Source organism: Rhizobium oryzicola (assembly GCF_030504645.1).
GTDB lineage: Bacteria > Pseudomonadota > Alphaproteobacteria > Rhizobiales > Rhizobiaceae > Neorhizobium > Neorhizobium oryzicola.
In genome coordinates, this window is record NZ_JAUKWQ010000004.1 from 344,427 (window position 1) to 361,611 (window position 17,185).

15 protein-coding genes are annotated in these 17,185 nt (G+C 59.9%); 8 read left to right on the forward strand and 7 right to left on the reverse strand.

Annotated features, from left to right (window positions below; all coding sequences use genetic code 11):
- Position 1: 1 nt before the first annotated feature.
- Genes Q2T52_RS15090 through Q2T52_RS15100 form a run of 3 tightly spaced genes read left to right on the forward strand, consistent with a single transcriptional unit; the run spans position 2 to position 2,636 of the window.
- Positions 2-643: an isochorismatase family protein gene (locus Q2T52_RS15090; protein WP_302077599.1), complete on the forward strand. Its 642-nt coding sequence runs from the start codon at positions 2-4 to the stop codon at positions 641-643.
- Complete coding sequence (locus Q2T52_RS15095; protein ID WP_302077600.1) at positions 636-1,382, forward strand: SDR family NAD(P)-dependent oxidoreductase; 747 nt, start codon at positions 636-638, stop codon at positions 1,380-1,382. The genes Q2T52_RS15090 and Q2T52_RS15095 overlap by 8 nt, the downstream gene beginning before the upstream one ends.
- Positions 1,383-1,406: 24 nt before the next feature.
- Positions 1,407-2,636, forward strand: coding sequence for an MFS transporter (locus Q2T52_RS15100; protein WP_302077601.1), 1,230 nt, complete (start codon positions 1,407-1,409; stop codon positions 2,634-2,636).
- A gap of 127 nt (positions 2,637-2,763) precedes the next feature.
- Here the strand turns inward: Q2T52_RS15100 and Q2T52_RS15105 are convergent, their stop codons facing one another.
- The 4 genes from Q2T52_RS15105 to Q2T52_RS15120 all read right to left on the reverse strand — a co-directional run bounded on the left by Q2T52_RS15105 (position 2,764) and on the right by Q2T52_RS15120 (position 6,785).
- A complete protein-coding gene (locus Q2T52_RS15105; RefSeq protein ID WP_302077602.1) occupies positions 2,764-4,920 on the reverse strand; it encodes a xanthine dehydrogenase family protein molybdopterin-binding subunit in 2,157 nt (718 codons plus the stop codon).
- A 12-nt stretch (positions 4,921-4,932) separates the two neighbouring features.
- Positions 4,933-5,385 carry a (2Fe-2S)-binding protein gene (locus tag Q2T52_RS15110; protein WP_302077603.1) on the reverse strand — a complete coding sequence of 151 codons (453 nt, stop codon included), beginning with the start codon at positions 5,383-5,385 and terminating at the stop codon, positions 4,933-4,935.
- Between the two features lie 30 nt (positions 5,386-5,415).
- Positions 5,416-5,793 carry a c-type cytochrome gene (locus Q2T52_RS15115; RefSeq protein ID WP_302077604.1) on the reverse strand — a complete coding sequence of 126 codons (378 nt, stop codon included), beginning with the start codon at positions 5,791-5,793 and terminating at the stop codon, positions 5,416-5,418.
- A 107-nt stretch (positions 5,794-5,900) separates the two neighbouring features.
- On the reverse strand, positions 5,901-6,785 hold the full coding sequence (locus Q2T52_RS15120) for an alpha/beta fold hydrolase (protein WP_436799545.1): 885 nt from the start codon (positions 6,783-6,785) through the stop codon (positions 5,901-5,903).
- A gap of 305 nt (positions 6,786-7,090) precedes the next feature.
- Between Q2T52_RS15120 and Q2T52_RS15125 the strand changes: the two genes are divergently transcribed.
- Positions 7,091-7,462, forward strand: a complete 372-nt coding sequence (locus Q2T52_RS15125) for a DUF983 domain-containing protein (protein WP_302077606.1) — start codon at positions 7,091-7,093, stop codon at positions 7,460-7,462.
- A gap of 75 nt (positions 7,463-7,537) precedes the next feature.
- On the opposite strand, the gene Q2T52_RS15130 is transcribed toward Q2T52_RS15125, so the two are convergent.
- Positions 7,538-8,254 (reverse strand): cysteine hydrolase family protein, encoded by a 717-nt coding sequence (locus Q2T52_RS15130; RefSeq protein WP_302077607.1) that lies wholly within the window; start codon positions 8,252-8,254, stop codon positions 7,538-7,540.
- A 202-nt stretch (positions 8,255-8,456) separates the two neighbouring features.
- Here Q2T52_RS15130 and Q2T52_RS15135 point away from each other — a divergent pair, with 202 nt between their 5' ends.
- From Q2T52_RS15135 to Q2T52_RS15150, 4 genes are all read left to right on the forward strand, one after another.
- A complete protein-coding gene (locus Q2T52_RS15135) occupies positions 8,457-9,275 on the forward strand; it encodes an alpha/beta fold hydrolase (protein ID WP_302077608.1) in 819 nt (272 codons plus the stop codon).
- A 203-nt stretch (positions 9,276-9,478) separates the two neighbouring features.
- Positions 9,479-12,301, forward strand: a complete 2,823-nt coding sequence (locus tag Q2T52_RS15140; RefSeq protein ID WP_302077609.1) for an ATP-binding protein — start codon at positions 9,479-9,481, stop codon at positions 12,299-12,301.
- A gap of 250 nt (positions 12,302-12,551) precedes the next feature.
- Positions 12,552-12,968 carry a helix-turn-helix transcriptional regulator gene (locus Q2T52_RS15145; RefSeq protein ID WP_302077610.1) on the forward strand — a complete coding sequence of 139 codons (417 nt, stop codon included), beginning with the start codon at positions 12,552-12,554 and terminating at the stop codon, positions 12,966-12,968.
- Between the two features lie 153 nt (positions 12,969-13,121).
- Positions 13,122-13,883 (forward strand): SDR family NAD(P)-dependent oxidoreductase, encoded by a 762-nt coding sequence (locus Q2T52_RS15150; RefSeq protein WP_302077611.1) that lies wholly within the window; start codon positions 13,122-13,124, stop codon positions 13,881-13,883.
- Between the two features lie 62 nt (positions 13,884-13,945).
- Here the strand turns inward: Q2T52_RS15150 and Q2T52_RS15155 are convergent, their stop codons facing one another.
- Together Q2T52_RS15155 and Q2T52_RS15160 are read right to left on the reverse strand one after the other, a co-directional pair.
- Positions 13,946-15,274 (reverse strand): c-type cytochrome, encoded by a 1,329-nt coding sequence (locus Q2T52_RS15155; protein WP_302077612.1) that lies wholly within the window; start codon positions 15,272-15,274, stop codon positions 13,946-13,948.
- The gene (locus Q2T52_RS15160) at positions 15,271-17,184 is read right to left on the reverse strand and encodes a monovalent cation:proton antiporter-2 (CPA2) family protein (protein WP_302077613.1); all 1,914 of its coding nucleotides are present in this window, start codon (positions 17,182-17,184) and stop codon (positions 15,271-15,273) included. Before Q2T52_RS15160 ends, Q2T52_RS15155 begins: the two co-directional genes overlap by 4 nt.
- Between the last annotated feature and the right edge of the window lies 1 nt (position 17,185).

Sequence of the window (17,185 nt, forward strand, 5' to 3'; positions counted from 1 at the left end):
CATGGCCCAGAACCTGGATGACAATTACAAGATCGCTTATGACAACAAGGCGGGCTTCGGAAAATCACCGGCGCTCGTACTGATCGACTTCGCGGATGCCTATTTCGATCCGGGTTGCGTGCTGTACGCGGGCGTCGACGATGCGCTCGCCTCGGCACTGCGTATCCGCGAGGTGGCGCATGATAAGGGTATTCCGGTCATCCTGACGGAAGTCACCTACCAGCCTGGCGGGCGAAATGGCGGGCGCTTCTTCGAAAAGGCAAAGCCGCTCTCCTGCTTCGTCAAAGGCCAGAAGACGGCTGGTTTCGCAGAGGGCCTGGTGCCGCGGGACGACGAGATCATCGTCTCCAAGCAATATCCATCCGCCTTCTTCGGCACGTCGCTTGCCTCGACTCTGACCGCCATGGGCATTGACAACGTGGTGCTGACGGGCCTGACAACAAGCGGCTGCGTGCGCGCCTCCTGCGTCGATTCCATGTCGCATGGCTTCATCACGACCGTCGTGCGCGATGCCTGCGGTGATCGCCATCCCGCGCCACACGAAGCCAATCTCTTCGACATGAATGCGAAATATGCCGACGTCGTCTCGGAAGCGGAGATCATCGCCTTCTTTCGTTCGCTGAAAGGCGAGGCACATGGCTGAACGCACTACCTCCCGACGCATCGCGGTTCTGGGCGGCGCCGGCGGCATTGGCCGGGCGTTGGTCGGGCATCTTGTGGCAAAAGGTGACGAGGTCATAGTGCTGGATCTAGCCGCCTCGCTGGAGCGGCATGCGCCGACCGTTCCATCGCTGGCGATCGATATTACCAGTGAAGCCTCCGTCACAGCCACATTTTACGAATTGGCCAAACGATGGAGCGCCATTGATGGCTTCGTCAATCTGGCCGGCTACAATACCGAACTGATCCCGATCGGCGAGACGACGTCTGCCTATTTCGATGAGATTACCGGCGCAAACCTGCGCGGCGCCTTTCTGGCGGCCAAAGCGGCGTTACCGCTGCTGGCCGATGGCGGCGCGGTGGTGAACATCGCCTCCGGGCTTGCCGCCAATATCCGCCCCGGCTACGGTGCCTATTCCGTCTCAAAGGCCGGCATCATCGCCATGACGAAGACCTTCGCCGTGGAAAATGCACCGCGCGTGCGCTTCAACGCAGTGGCGCCCGGACTGGTGGATACCGCCTTCCTGCGCGGTGGCACCGGCCGCTCCGCAGAAGACCAGGATTCCATCGTACCGCTTGATGCCTACCGGGCGATGACACCGATGAAACGCCTGGCCCTTCCGGAGGATATCGTCGGCCCAATCGATTTCCTGCTCTCGCCGGCAAGCGGCTTCATGACCGGCCAGGTGCTGTGGGTCAACGGCGGCGGCTACATGCCGTGAAGCGCGGGCGGTCCGCCCTATCGTATGTTCATCACTGAAAGCATGTGTGTGTCCTTATCTCCCTCTTTACTTGACGGCACCCGTCATCCAGGTCTCGTTCATACCCTCCTGGTTGCTACGGCCGTGCAGGTTTTTGCTACGGCCAGCGTACTTGCTCTAACGGCGTTGGCAGGTGTCGTGGCCTCGGATCTCGGCATCGAGCCCCATTGGATCGGTTATCAAATCAGCGCCATTTACGCGGTGGGCGTCTTCTCATCCGCGACCGCCGGCACACTTGTCGCGCGTTTCGGTGCATCACGGATCGAGCAGGTCGCGATTGGTTGCAGTGCGCTCGGCTTTCTCTGCCTTGCCACGGGGCAGTCGGCTATGATGCTGCTGGGCACCGCCAGTATTGGAGTCGGGTATGGCCTCAACAATCCAGCTTCTTCTCAATTGTTGAGCCGTGTGACACCGGTCTCACGCCGCAACATTGTGTTTTCCATCAAGCAAAGCGGCGTGCCGCTCGGCGGTGTTGTTGCCAGCGTGCTTTTTCCGGTTATGAGCCAAAGGTTTGGGTGGCGGGAAACCTTCGTTATAGCCGGACTGCTTTGTCTGGTGCTTCTGGTCTGGCTTGCTTTGACCCATAAGGATGCGCCTGACGCCCGCAGACCGGGGGGCTCGCTGCTGAAAGACTTTGCGGAGGTACAGGCTCTGGTTTGGAGGAACCGGTCGCTGCGGACGCTGTCGCTGCTCGGTCTCATCTATTCGGCGATGCAGTTGTCCATGTCGGCCTTTGCTGTGCTGAGCTTAACGGAAGAAGGCCGGATGCCGCTGTTGATGGCAGGCAGCATCGCCGCCGCGATGCAGCTGTCGGGCGCATTTGGGCGTATCGGTTGGGGCGTGATGGCGGATCGCCTCGGTGGTGGTTTCGTGACTCTCGGGCTAATTGGACTATTGAGCGGCCTTTGCTGTGTGGCGCTGTTCTGGCTCGGGACTTTGCCGCCACCACTGCAGATCCTGCTGTTTATCTGCATGGGAGGGCTGTCGATCGGCTGGAACGGCGTGCTTCTGGCCGAGATCGCCCGCGCATCCGAATCCGGACGGGTCGGTGCCTTTACCGGCGGCGTGCTGGTCTACACCTTCATCGGCGTCATTTTCGGACCCTCGCTTTTCGCGCAGCTGGTTTCGGTCGCGGGATCCTACGGTGTTGCCTTCCTAATGTTTTCGGCAACGGGCTTCATCGGCGCTATTCTGGCATTTCATTATCGAAGGTAATGCGCTCCAAGGAAGTAAAGTTCTTTTGCGCGTCCAGCGGTCACAGCACCTGGCTTGATCCAGAAAGATAGCGTGCGAAGGGCCGATACGTGTCCGACCGGCCCTTCATGTTCATCGGCTTGGGTGGTTACGCGCCTAGTGCGTCCGCCAAGGGGAGGCTTCGAATACGATTCCCGGTCGCCGCAAAGATGGCGTTTGCCAGGGCGCCAGCCGCGGCTGCCGTTGCGGCCTCACCAACGCCGCCCGGTGCCTCGTTGTTGTGGATCTGGTAGACCTCTATTTTCGGCACCTCATTGATGCGCATGACGCGATAGGTGTCGAAATTCGTCTGGTCGACGGCGCCATCCGTCAACGTGATGCGGTTGAACATCGCCGCACTCAGGCCGAAGATCATGCCGCCCTGCATCTGCGCCAGAACCGTATCCGGGTTGATGGTGATCCCGCAATCGACCGCAATGACCGAGCGGAGGAGACGGATCATGTTGTCCTTCCCCACTTCGATCTCCAGTATATGCGCCAGATAGCTGCCGAAGGCGAATTGCAGGCTGATGCCGCGACCGTGCCCTGCGGCAAGCTTCTGCCCCCAACCGGCCTTTTCCGCAGCCAGATTCAACACAGCAAGCGCCCTTGGATTGCGGCTCAGCATCTTCCGGCGGAATTCCAGCGGATCCTGCTTGCTGGCGGCCGCCATCTCATCCACGAAACTTTCGATGACGAAGACATTGTGCGTCGGTCCGACACCGCGCCACCAACTGGTGTTCATGCCATCCGGTTCCTGGCGGACGTAATCGGTGAAAACCGCGTCCTCGTCATAGGGCGTTTCCGCGGCCCCATCGACCGCATCGGGGTCGATGCCGTTCTTGAACGCGGCTGCTGCCCAACGCGCATAGATGGACGAGCCGGTGACACGATGGGTGCGGCCCACGAGCTTGCCGCTCGCATCCAGGCCGGCCGCGACGCGGTCGTAGTAATAGGGCCGGTAGTAGTCGTGGGTCATGTCCTGCTCGCGCGTCCAGACCATCTTGACGGGATAGCGGATGTCCTTGAGCAGCTTGGCGGCAATCTCGATGCTGTCGATATCCAGCCTCCGACCAAATGCGCCGCCCATCAACTGGTTGTGCACGACCACCTTTTCCGGGGCGAGCCCCGTCGCATCGGCGACCGCCTTTTGCGCACGCACCGGCACCTGTGTCCCCACCCAAAGCTCTGCTCCATCGGCACGGATATGCAGCGTGCAGTTCAGCGGCTCCAGCGGGGAGTGAGACAGGAAGGGAGACTGGTAGACGGCAGAAAGCTTGGTCGCTGCCTTGTCGATGGCAGCCTGCGCATTCTTGTCGTTGCGGATGACGACGCCTTGCGTTTTTGAAGCCTCGTCCATTTTCGCGACGATGGTATCAAGGGTCACCTTACCGTTGACGCCATTGTCCCAGGTGAGTGCCAGCGCTTCAAGACCTTGCTTGGCGGCCCACATATGTTCGCCGATCACGGCAACCGCATCATCGCCGGACTTGACGATATCGAGGACGCCTGGCGTTGCCCGACAGGCCGCTTCATCCATGGAGGCAACTTTGCCGCCCTTGACGGGGGCGAGTGCGAGTGTGGCAATCTTCATGCCCGGCTGACGGATATCGATGCCGTAAAGCACGGAACCGTTCACCTTGGCTGCGGTATCCACGCGTTTGGCACGGGTCCCGATCAGGCGAAACTGTGAAGGGGCCTTGAGCTTGATATCCTTTGGAACCGGCTGGGTCGCCGCGTCCGGCGCAATTTCCGCATAGGTCAGCTGTTGGCTCGCTGCGGGATTGCGGATGATGCCGCGCTCGACCTTCAGCGTGGACGGATCCACCTTCCAGCGCGCCGCAGCCGCCGAGACCATCATGATGCGGGCAGCGGCTGCCGCCTGACGCAGGCGCATCCAGTCGGAGCGGGTCGACATGGAGCCGCCGGTCGCCTGGTCATAGAGATTGGGGTCCATGTACTTCGACATGTCCGGCGGGGCGGCTTCCACCTTCACCTGGTCGAGATCGAGCTCCAGCTCTTCCGCCATCATCATGGCGCTGGATGTATAGATGCCTTGGCCAACTTCCGTATGCGGCATGATCAGGGTCACCCCCTGATCATCGATCTTCACGAAGGCGTTTGGAACGAAGGGGGAGGGGCCGGACGCTGCGAGTGCCGCACGAGTGCGGCCCGCGTCTGGTAATTGCAGCGACAGCAGAATGCCCCCGGTCGCGAGGGCCGTGCCCTTGAGAAAGCCGCGGCGTGAATGAAGGTTCTTGATCATTGGTGTCCTCCTTCAGGCCGAAGCTGCGGCGTGGATGGCTTCGCGAATACGCACATAGGTGCCGCAGCGACAGATATTGCCCGCCATGGCGTCGTCGATTTCCGCATCCGATGGCTTCGGGTTGCTGGAAAGCAGCGCAATGGCCGACATAATCTGGCCAGACTGGCAGTAGCCGCATTGCACGACTTCCTTTTCCAGCCAGGCCGCCTGCACCTTGGCGCCAATTGAATTCGCGGCAGCGCCTTCGATGGTGGTGATCGGCTGGCTGTCGATCATGTCCATCGTGGTCTGGCAGGCGCGAACAGCCTCATCGCCGAGATGCACGGTGCAAGCACCGCACTGGGCGATGCCGCAGCCATATTTCGTGCCGGTCATGCCGAGAATGTCACGCAGCACCCACAGCAGGGGCATGTCGTCCGGGGCTTCGACCTGGTGCGAAACACCATTGATCACGAGTGTTTTCATCCTGATTGTCCTCTTCGTCAGGTCGCAGGGTTATTTCCCGGACAGGGTTTTCAGATAGGCAATGATGTCGGCGCGCTCCTGGTCTTTCGTCACAGCAAGGTTCATGCGCGTGCCCTTCACCAGAGTGGTCGGCGCTTTCAGGAAGGTGTCCAGAGTTGCCTCATCCCAGGTGAGACCGGACGCTGCCAGCGCTGCGGAATATTTATATTGGGGCTCGGATGCAGCCGGCCTGCCAACGACGTTCTGCAGGCCGGGCCCGACTTTGTTCTGGTCGGTGATGGCGTGGCAGGCACTGCAGCGCGCAAAGAGTTTCTTGCCGTTTTCGGCATCGCCGTCGGCCAGCGCCGACGCAGACGAAAGTATCAGGAGAAGCACCGTGGCAGCGGCGTCGCGAAAGTTCGGTCGCATGGCAAACCTCATGGTTGGAGCGCGGGCGTTCGGCGCCACGGCGCCGGCGCGAATGGCAAATGTTGAATGGGGCAGGCGGTTGGGGCTTATTCGCCTGCCCCGGAAAATCAGGACTTGATAAAGGCCAGCATGTCGGCGTTCAGGACATCGGCATTGGTCGTCAGCATGCCGTGCGGATAGCCCTTGTAGACCTTCAGCGTGCCCTTTTTGAGCAGCTTCACCGAAAGCTCCGCAGAGGCGGCAATCGGTACGACTTGGTCGTCATCGCCATGCATGACGAGGGTCGGCACATCGATCTTCTTGAGGTCTTCGGTCTGATCCGTTTCGGAGAAAGCCTTGATCCCATCGTAATGGGCCTTGGCGCTGCCGATCATGCCCTGACGCCACCAGTTCTGGATGGAGCCCTGAGATACCTTCGCGCCCGGACGGTTGAAGCCGTAGAACGGGCCGGACGCCACATCCATGTAGAATTGCGCACGGTTTGCGGCCAGCGCCGCGCGGAAGCCATCGAACACTTCGATCGGCGTGCCGTTTGGATTGGTGGCTGTTTTCAGCATCAGCGGCGGAATGGCGGCGACCATGATCAGCTTTGCAACGCGGCCCTTGCCGTGACGCGCCACATAGGCTGCCGCTTCGCCGCCGCCGGTGGAGTGGCCGATGTGGACAGCGTCCTTAAGGTTCAGGTGTTCGGTCAGTGCGGCAGCATCCGCCGCGTAGTGAGCAATATCATGCCCCTCGCTGACCTGAGAAGAGCGGCCATGGCCGCGACGGTCATGCGCAATGACACGGAAACCATGCTGGACGAAGAACAGCATCTGAGCGTCCCAATCGTCCGAGGATAGCGGCCAGCCGTGATGGAAGACGATCGGCTGTCCCTTGCCCCAGTCTTTGTAATAGAGGTTCACGCCATCCTTGGTTTTGATGAAATTCTCGGTCATGGGATCAATTCCTTTCAGTTTCGTGTTGGAGGCGGAAAGGGCCGGTGTGGCCATTGCGAAAGAAAGCGATGCGCCAGCGATCAGCGTCTGCCTTCGCGAGAGTTCGAGTTTAAATTCGTCGCTCATTGTGACGTTCCGTCGGCTTGGAGAGAGTGGGATCGACCGTCCTCTTGACGGTATGTCCAAGTGCTAGAGGCTTTATGGACAACGGGCTTGTACGTTCCGCGCCTTCGTTACGGGCGGTCGGAATTGCCATGCGTCAATTTTACTCGGCCTTGTTGTAAGGCGCGATGATACAAGGCTGCCGGTGGTGGCAGGGCTACCTTTGTCGCAATGATGGACAGCAAGGAGAAATCGCGATGTCGGACAGTTCATATCCACCGATCGAGCCCTGGCGCACGGGCATTCGCGGGCGCTGCCCGCGCTGCGGGCAGGGACATTTGTTTTCTGGCTTCCTGTCGCTGCGGCCATCCTGCGAGGTTTGCGGGCTGGATTATTCCTTTGCGGATCCTGCCGATGGGCCGGCCTTCTTCGTCATCTGCTTTGCCTGCATCCCGAGCATTTTTCTGGGTGTATGGCTGGAGGTCGCCTTCCAGGCGTCGCTTTGGGTCCAGGTATTCGTCACCGGACCCTTCATGCTGTTGACCTGCATTCCGCCGCTGAGGCCGCTGAAGGGCTGGCTGGTGGCAAGCCAGTATTTCTACAAGGCGGAGGAGGGCAAGCTGGGCTGAACTTTCCGTCACTTCTGCATGACGAAGAACCCGGCCGAGATGTCTCGGCCGGGTTCTTCATTTGCGTTGACATGTTTATCGGGCGCGCGAGAGGCGATCCACTGCATCAGCTGTGGTCCAGAGGTCGTTGGCAAACCAGCGGAAATTAACCAGCGCGGCTAGATAGGCATCCCCTTCCGGCAGCTTGCTGCCGGCGGTCGCATCACGCACGACGGCCACCTCGAACCCCTTTTCGACTAGATCGCGCAGGTGCGATTCGACACAGAAGTTTGCCGCCATGCCGGCCAGGATCACCTTATCGATCTTTTTCTTGCGCAGCTGGAAGACCACATCATTGGTCTGAGGACCGGCGATCTTGTGCGGGGAGCATACGATGGTTTTTCCGTCGTGGATGAACTCCTTGTATTCCGGCATCCAGTCGGCGCCTGATCCGTCGAATCCTTCAAGCGACAGCGGATCACGGCGATCGAACATGCGCAGCTTGTGCATCAGCGTTTCGCCGGTGGCGGCGAAATCCCAGCGATGGTCGAACGGATAGTAGTAGTGGGGCGAGATCACCACCTCGATGCCGGCAGATTTCGAGGCCTGCAATAGCCGGCCGATATTCTCGACGGTGTTATGCTCGGTGATGCTTTCGCCGAAGGCGTCCCAGGCGGCGCCTTTCGGGCTCAGGAAGTCGATCTGCGGGTCGGTGATCAGCAAGGCGGTGCGGCCCAGCTCAATGTCCATTCCGACCTTAGGAAGTGCCGGGTTTTCCGGATCTGCATAGGCGGCTAATGATGTGTTTGTCATCGTCATGATCTCCCTTTCTCGGATGATGCCCCGAGGCTAGGAGGCCGCTTGAGAGCGGGATTGTATCATCCTGCAGGAGGTGACCGAAAAGTTGTCCCGCCTGCCGAAGTCTAAGCATTTGCGGCACGATCATCAAATCCGACGATCTGGTCCGGACCTAACTCTCCAATCGCGCAATGGCGCTTGACCACGGGAGACAACAATGTCCGACATTTTTTCGATCAATTGGCTGGAGACCCCGCATGGCCGGCTGGCTTGGCACGACGACGGCCCGAAGGGCGGGACGCCGCTGATCCTTCTCCAGCGGTTTCGCGGCACGATGGACGACTGGGATCCGGACTTCATCGCCGCCATCTCCAGAACACGTCGGGTCATCCGCTTCGACAACGCCGGTATCGGCCGCTCGGAAGGCACGGTGCCGGACAGCGTATCGGGCATGGCGGCGGTCGCGGCGGACTTCATCCGCCATCTCGGTCTCGGAGAGGTCGATGTCCTCGGTTGGTCTCTGGGTGGCGTGGTGGCTCAGCAGTTCGCGCTGGATTTTCCGAAGCTCGTTCGCCGCCTTATCGTTGCCGGTTCAAGCCCCGGCCCGGTGGCCGAGGGACCGCAGCAGCATCCGCGGGTGCCGCAGATCATGACCAAGGGTGAGAATGACGCGGAAGACTTTCTGTTTCTCTTTTACCCGGAAACCGAAACGGCAATCTCCTCCGGTCGCGCATCACTTGCCCGCATCATGGCACAGCCAGGCCGTGGCCCCAAGGTCAGCCCTGTCAGCTTCATGGGGCAGGTCAAGGCCGTCTCTGGCTGGCCAGGTATTCTGGATCGGGCAGAGAACCTCAAGCTGCCGCTGCTGGTCGCCAATGGAGCCCACGACGTGATGCTTCCGGCCTATCGTTCCTATCTGCTGTCCCAACGCGCGCCGAATGCCAAGCTGGTTCTTTATCCAGACGCCGGTCACGCCTTCCTGTTTCAGCATATCCAGGACTTTGCCGCCGAAATCGGTCGTTTCCTGGAGGCGTGAGAATCCTCGCCCGAAAGCCGCAGGCATTTGCGCCTGCGGCCATTTGGCCATACGCGCTTTCCACAGTTCACCTTTCGCTGAATGGCGGCAGGCGGTGGTTGCGCAATCCCTCTCGTCCTAATATTCGTCATCCCATTGTCAGGACGGTTCCCCGCTTCGCCGTGGTTTCGTTCCGGCCGGCGGGGCGCGAATAGGAGACGATGGTGTCGGGCGGGGATGTTCTGGAATTCGGCAGCTTTCGCCTGTCGCCCGGTGCAAGGCTGCTCAGTCATGAGGGCCGCCCCATTCGTCTTGGCAGCCGTGCGCTGGATATCCTCATATGTCTCATCCGTCATGCCGGTACCATTGTCAGCAACGAGCAACTGATCCTCGATGTCTGGGGCGCCGTGCATGTGGAGGGGGTCAGCTTGCGCGTGCACATTTCCGAATTGCGGAAGGCGCTTGACCAGTTTTCCGATGCTGATCGCTACATTATCAATGTTCCGGGCCGAGGTTACAGTTTTACCGCAACGGTGAAGCAGCAGCAGGTTCTGCCCGCGGCCTCCGTCGTGACCTCCGTCGCGTCAACAGCTCGTTTCGATCCTTTACCCTTGCGGCCTCCGAAGCTGGTAGGCCGCGAGGCAGATGTTACGCGCATCCGGCAGGAATTGCTGGCGAACCGTTTCCTGTCGATTGTCGGGACGGGCGGTATTGGCAAGACGGTGCTCGCGCTTGCAGTGGCCGAAAGCCTGGTCGAGGAGTTTCCAGACGCCATTGTGTTCATCGATCTCGCCCCGCTGCGCGATCAGCGGATGGTGACGACGACCTTTGCGACTGCGCTTGGCCTGCCGGTGCGGGGCGAAAGCGAAACGGCGAGCATTATCGCGGCACTGGAGTCGACGAAGATCCTTCTCGTGGTCGACAACTGCGAACATGTCATCGGCGCCGTTGCCGAGTTGACCGAGAAGATCTCTGAGAGTGCCCCGCAGGTCCATCTGCTCGCAACCACCCGCGAACCGCTTCGCGTTCAGGGGGAACAGGTACTTCGGCTTCAGGGGCTGGCCGTGCCGCCGGACGATGGAGTGATTTCCGCTGATAGCGTTGCCGGTTACCCTGCTGTGGCGCTTTTCGTGGAGCGCGCGCGCGCCCAGACCGATGACTTTCAACTCACCGACGAGAATGCGGCGATCGTGGCGCAGATCTGTCGTGGCCTGGATGGACTTGCGCTCGCCATCGAACTGGCTGCCGGACGTGTCGCCACCTTCGGCGTTCAGGGCATAGCTGGTTACCTGCATCAGCGCTTCAACATCCTCAACCGGGGGCGACGGACCGCCCATCCCCGCCACCAGGCACTACGACTGACGCTCGACTGGAGCTATGATCTTCTGGAGGAGGAGGAGAAGATCGTACTGCGGAGGCTGAGCGTCTTTGCTGGCACCTTTTCCCTGGAGGCGGCGGAGGAGATCACCAGCGACGGCAGGATCGGATGCCATGACGTTGCCGAGTTCCTCTCAAACCTCGTGGACAAGTCTCTTGTCGCCGCGGATGTCACCTATGACGAGGTTCGTTTCCGGCTTCTCGACACGACCCGTGAATATGCGACCGAGCGGCTGAAGGAGGCCGCTGAGGTGGCAACCTTTAGCCGACGCCATGCTGGCTATTTTCTCTCCATGCTCACGCAGGAAATCCAGAAGCGGCCGAACGAAACGGTTGCGCATCTGCGATCGGATATCGAGAATGTTCGCATCGCACTGGATTGGAGTTTCTCAGAGGTCGGCGAGCTGGAGATTGCCATCCCGCTGGCGATAGCGGCGGCGGACCTGATGATGGATTTGTCGCTTCTGGCCGAATGCACCAAATGGGCGGCAACTGCACTGGAACGGCTCCCTCAGGCGCAAAGGGGCACCCATGCCGAAATGGCGCTTTTGACGCATTTTGCCATGCCGCTTCTCTTCATGCGCGGAAATTCCGAGGAAGTTGGACAAGCCATTGAGCACGCCCTGGCACTCGCGCAAAAATTGGGCGATGCCGTCTTCTGGTCCAGTACGATGTCTGCGGTGTTTGCCTTCCACTTGCGCGCCGGCAATGTTGGAGGCATGCAGGAGGCCATTCGCCGTGCCGAAGCGATGAGCGAGGCACTGCAGGACAGAGGCATGCTGGAAAGCATGATCTCGATCGTCGCTTTTTTCTCCAGCGAGATTTCGAAGAACCGGTTGCATGCCGAGCGCGCTCTGGCATTGCTGCCGCTCAAGCGTTCGAACCGGCTCGTGCGCATCGGAGTGGATTTTCGCATCTGGACCTACACGTCCTATGTCCTTGCGCTTTGGATTCATGGATATCGCGATACGGCAAGGGCGATGGCGCAGCGCATGGTTGATGAGGCGGAAGCGCTGGGGAGCGCCGTTCCGTTGGCGACCGCCCTGGTCTGGGGCAGTGTCCTTGCCTTGTGGGCTGGAGATGTCGCGGTGGCGGAGCAGCGAACGCAGCGGCTGTTGGAATGCTCCACACGAAACGCGCTCCTGCCCTACCGCTATGTGGCAGAAGGACATAGCGGTACGATTGCGATGCTGAAGGGAGACGTTGAAAAGGGCATAGAACTCCTCGAACGCAGCGTTGCCAAGCTGGTCGAAACCAAGAGCCGTGTGCAGGAAATTCTTCTGCTGGGGCAGTTGACCCACGCCTATGCCGCCGCCGGGCGCTACCGGGATGCGCGGGAACTTGTCGAGGCGGCGCTTTCGCGGGCTGAGAATACCTCAACCAAGGTCAATCGTGCCGATTTCATGCGCCTTCGGGCGGTTTATCAATGGCACGAGAGCGGCGACCGGAAAGCTTATGTGGCGGGTTTGCAGCGGGCGCTGATACAGGCAAGGTCAGACGGCATTCTAACAGTCGAAATGCGGGTGCTGGTCGCTCTTGCCAGCATGTCTGAAGAGCCTGAACTTTCCAAACAAGCTCTGCGGGACCTTCGCGGCGTGTATGAAAGATTTACCGAAGCCCTTGATAGTCCTGATCTTATTGCTGTCCGACAGATGCTCGAAAAGGGTTGAGGCTGCGCCAAAACCGGGTGTTAACAGGAGGGGCAACGTCTCTTAACATCTGATAACTCGCGGTGGTCGTCACCATGCGGCACTTTGCTGTCAGCCACACAGCGAGGTCACTCCCATGACAGCCACGACAGCACCTTACTCCGTACCTGCCCCCCAGTTTGCCAATCATCCGCATGATATTCCCTCAGAGATCCAACTGGATATCGGAAGCGCAAAGCGCGCTTCCGCTCATGCGGAACCGCAATCATCCGTGCCGGATCGCAATCGCGCCAATGGCCTTTCGGATTGGCAAATCAAGAAGATCATCCGGCATGTCGACCAGAACATACGCTCCAGTCTCAGGATCACCGATCTTGGCGCGCTTGTTCATTTGAGCGCCAGCCATTTCTCCCGCAACTTCAAAATCTCTTTCGGTGAGCCCCCATATGCTTATGTTCTTTCAAGGCGCATTGCTTTGGCAAAGCACCTGATCCGCACCACCGACGAGCCGTTGAGCCAGATTGCTCATGCTTGCGGAATGAGCGATCAGGCACACCTGTGCAAGTTGTTCCGTCGCATTGCCGGAACGACCCCGCACCAATGGCGCCAGAAAAGCCACGTCGAGTGCCGCGGTAACGCGCGCAATGCAGATCCGGTGGTTGATATTGCTTTCGCGTCGATTCGTTGACGGCATGATCGAAGGTCACCTTCGAGATTACGCGATCTCACACGGCATCGTGAGATCTCTGGCATGAATCGACAATAGGCATCAGACACAGATGCCTAACGTGCTCCTTCATCCTGCGGACAAAATCCATGAAAATGAGGGGGCATTGACAACATGTACTTTGAAAAAGCAAAGCCGCTGGCCGGAAAGATCGCATTTCTGACCAGCGCAGATGCTGGCATTGGCCCTGCAACCGCGTGTGCACTCGCCGAGAGCGGTGCGGATCTTGCCGTTTCCGTCAGCGCCGGCCGACCTGAACCTGGCTTCATTTCCGTGTTACGAGCCAGAGGCACCAAAGTCACCGTTTTCCAAATTCCGACACCCTTTAACAGTGAGGAATGCATCCGGCTCGTCCGTCGCGTCATCGGCGCCGTTGGCCGATTGGACGTGGTCGTGGTCAATTGCGAGCGAAAATTTCAATGGCAGGTCGATGATCTCGATCTCGACGAAGATGCGCTCGAGATGCAATTCGCAATCAATGTAAGAGCATCCATTGCGGTGATCCGCACTGCAATCAAGGGCATGAATGATCATGGCCGGGTGATTGCCATTGGTTCGAGCGTTGCCGATCGCGTCGGGACCCCTGGACTTGCGGATTATGCCGCTACGCGGGCTGCCATCGTCGCCTTTTGCAAGGGGGCTGCTCACGATGTCGGGCCGCGCGGCATTACCGTGAATGTTGTTCAGCTCGGCGCGATCGACGCCCTGCTTCACGGCGCTCCCGAAACGCAGATCGAAGCGGAGATGGAGGCAAATGCTATGAAGCGGCTGGGATCTGCCGAAGAGGCGGCCGGCGCCATCACGTTTCTGGCAAGTCCGGCCGCGTCGTTCATCACCGGAACCATTTTCAACATTGACGGCGGCTATAGCGCCTGATCCAGGCATGTCGCGTTGAGCGGAAGGCTTCAAGCAGCGGTGGTTGGGCCGAAGCCCAACCCTTATTCTCTCGCCCCTTCCACGGCCTTTGCCGTGACAGTGCCCTTCTTGCCGCCAAAGGTGCCGATCATGTAGTTCGCGAGTGCGGCAACTTCGGTATCGGAATAGATCGCGGCGAAGCCGGGCATCGTTTTGCCGGGGGCGCCGCTTCCATCAGAGGAGCCGTTCAGAATGACGCGAATAAGGTTGGAGCCTTGCGGGTCACTCAGGGCATGCGCCCCGGTGATGCCGGCGCGTGCGTTGGCGAGCCCGCTTCCATCCTTGCCATGGCAACTCGCGCAGGCGCCCGCAAAAATTTCGGCTCCAGTCGACAGTTTACCGCTCCCGGCGGCCGCTGTTTCAGCGGCACGGGCTTCGGCAGGTTTGGTCTCAACACGAATTGCCGGATCGGTTTTGACAGGTGGAACCGTCCTGAGATAGGCGACGATGGCCTCGATATCGCTTTTCGGCAGCTTGCTGAGGCTTAGGTCGATGGCTTCCCGCATGCCGCCGCCAGCGGGACCGTGACCCTTGGCATGACCGGTCGACAGGAGGGCTGTCAGCTCCTCATCCGTCCATTTTCCAAGACCACTGTCGGGGTCGCTGGTGATGTTCCACGCTTTCCAACCATCGACCTCGCCACCCGAAAGCGCCTCGCTCTGGACGCGCTGAAACATGAGGCCGCGCGGCGTATGACATTCGCCACAATGGGCCAGTGCTTCGACGAGATAGGCGCCGCGGTTCCACTTCTCATTCTTGGAAGGGTTCTGCTGCATCGGCCCGGAGGCCAGAAAGAGCAAATTCCAACCGCGCATTAGCCAACGCTGATTGAATGGGAAAGCAAGCTCGTTCGCCGGCGAAGGGGCGCTGACGGGTGCCAGGCTGCGCAGATAGGCGCGGATTGCGAGGATGTCATCGGTCGAGAGCAAGGCATAGGAAGTGTACGGGAAGGCAGGGTAAAGGTTCTCGCCATGTTGGCCAATGCCTGAGCGCATGGCGCGAACAAACTCTTCATCGCTCCAGCTACCGATTCCGTATTCCGCATCCGGTGTGATGTTTGAAGAGTAAATAGTGCCGAAGGGCAGCTTGAAAGCGAGCCCGCCGGCGAAGAACTTGCCGCCCTTGGTGGTGTGACAGGCAACGCAATCGGCTGCCGTTGCGAGGTAACGTCCCCGCTCAAGCAGGGCGTCTCCCTTGGGTAGGTTCGCGCTTGGCGTCACCGCAGGCAGCGAATGCGGCCAGGCGAAGAAAAGGCCGGCGCCGACCACGCCGATGCCTGCCACGGCGCCGAGTCCGACAAGAGTTTTCCTGGTCTTGCTAATCGGAGACCTTTTCAGGGGAGGATGGGTCATGGTTCTGTTCCTGCAGGAGGCGCCCTGGTTGTATGGATGGGGGGCGAATGGCTTTCGCCAAGCTCTGGCGGGCTCCAGCCGCGCCGTACGATCTCTTCATAAGTTGTGCGTTCGCCGCGCATTGCGCTTTCAATCACACGACCGATATCCTTGAACCCTGCGATGAAGGTCGGATTGTCCGATACGCGCGTTGACTGATCCACCAGGGGTGCCATCCTGTTGAGCCCTGCCACATCCTCATCCACAAAGATGCTCTTGCGCTTCTCCACCTCGTAAGGGTGCATGCCGAGCGATTGCAGTGCGAGGCCTGCGGCCTCCACCGAACTTCCGAACAGCTCGCGAACGATATGATCGGCACCGGCGTCTAACAGCTCGTAGTGGTGTAGCCGGTCATAGGCCCTGGCGATGATGCGGATGTTGGGATTTTGCTGGCGCGCATGGCTGACGATTTCGGTCGCGCGGTCACGATCATCGATCGCCACAATCAGGAGATCAGCCTTTGAAAGGCCGGCAGATTCCAAAAGGTCAGGCCGGCTGGCATCCCCAAAGAAAGATTTGATGCCGAAGCGCCGGATATCGTCCACCACATCGGCGCGATAATCCAGGATGACCGTCTTGTGGCCATTGGCCAGCAGCATGCGGTTGACGATCTGCCCGAAGCGACCGACACCGGCAATGATGATTGTACCTTCGTCGGGCTGATCTGCTTCGTTCTGGCCTTGCCTGTTGTCGATCAGGATCGCAATGCGGGCATAAATTGCGAAGAGTGCCGGCGTCAGGATCATCCCCATGGTGATCACGAGGATGGCGATCGAGGCTATCTGCCCCGTCAAGATCTGGCGCTCCTGCCCGATGGAAAGCAGCACGAAGCCGAACTCGCCTGCCTGAGCAAGGCCGAGCGCAAAGAGCCAGCCCGCTGCTGTACGTACCTTGAATGTCCATGCAAGCGGCAGAAGGACGACGACCTTGATTGTCGCCAAGGCCAAGGTTGCAGCGAAGATCACCAGCCAATTGTCGCGCAGAATGCCAAGGTCGATCTTGGCGCCAATCGTCATGAAGAACAGACCGAGCAGGAGCCCCTTGAACGGCTCGACGTCGTTCTGAAGCTCGTGTTTGAATTCGCTGTTGGCCAGGACGACGCCGCCGAGGAAGGCACCCAGCGCCGGCGAGAGCCCGACTGCCGACATCAACAGCGCGATCGCCACCACCAGGAGCAGGGCCATCGCGGTGAAGATCTCTCGAAGTCGCAACAGCGCGATCAGCCGGAAAATGGGACGTGAGAGATACTGTCCCGCAATCACCACGAAGGCAACGGCGGCCAGGGTCAGAAGTGCAGACGCCCATCCGGGAAGATGCTGGATCAGGGTTGAACCATGTCCCGCTGGCGCGGCATTGCCGGCCGCTGCCATCAACGGGATACAGGCAAGCATGGGGATGACGGCGAAATCCTGAAACAGCAGCACGGCAAAGCTTGCCCGTCCGCCATCGGATTCCAGCATTCCCTTCTCTTCCAGCGTCTGCAGCACGATGGCAGTCGATGACAGGGCGCCGATAAAGCCAAACAGCAGGCTTTGCTGCCAGGTAAAGCCGATGGCAGTTCCGACCACCGTGATCACGCCAATCGTGGCGGCAACCTGGAGGCCGCCGAGTCCCAAAAGCTTGGCGCGCAGTTTCCACACCATTTGCGGATCGATCTCCAGACCGATCAGGAAAAGCATCATCACGATCCCGAACTCGGAGAACTGCTCCAGATAGTCGGAACCGGCGGTGGAGACCTGTAGAACCGGGCCTATGATGACCCCAGCTGCGATATAACCGACGACGGTGCCGAGACCGAGCCGCTGCGACACGATGACCGCAAACACGGCTGCTGCAAGATAGGCAAAGGCGTAAAAGGCTAATCCGTCCATG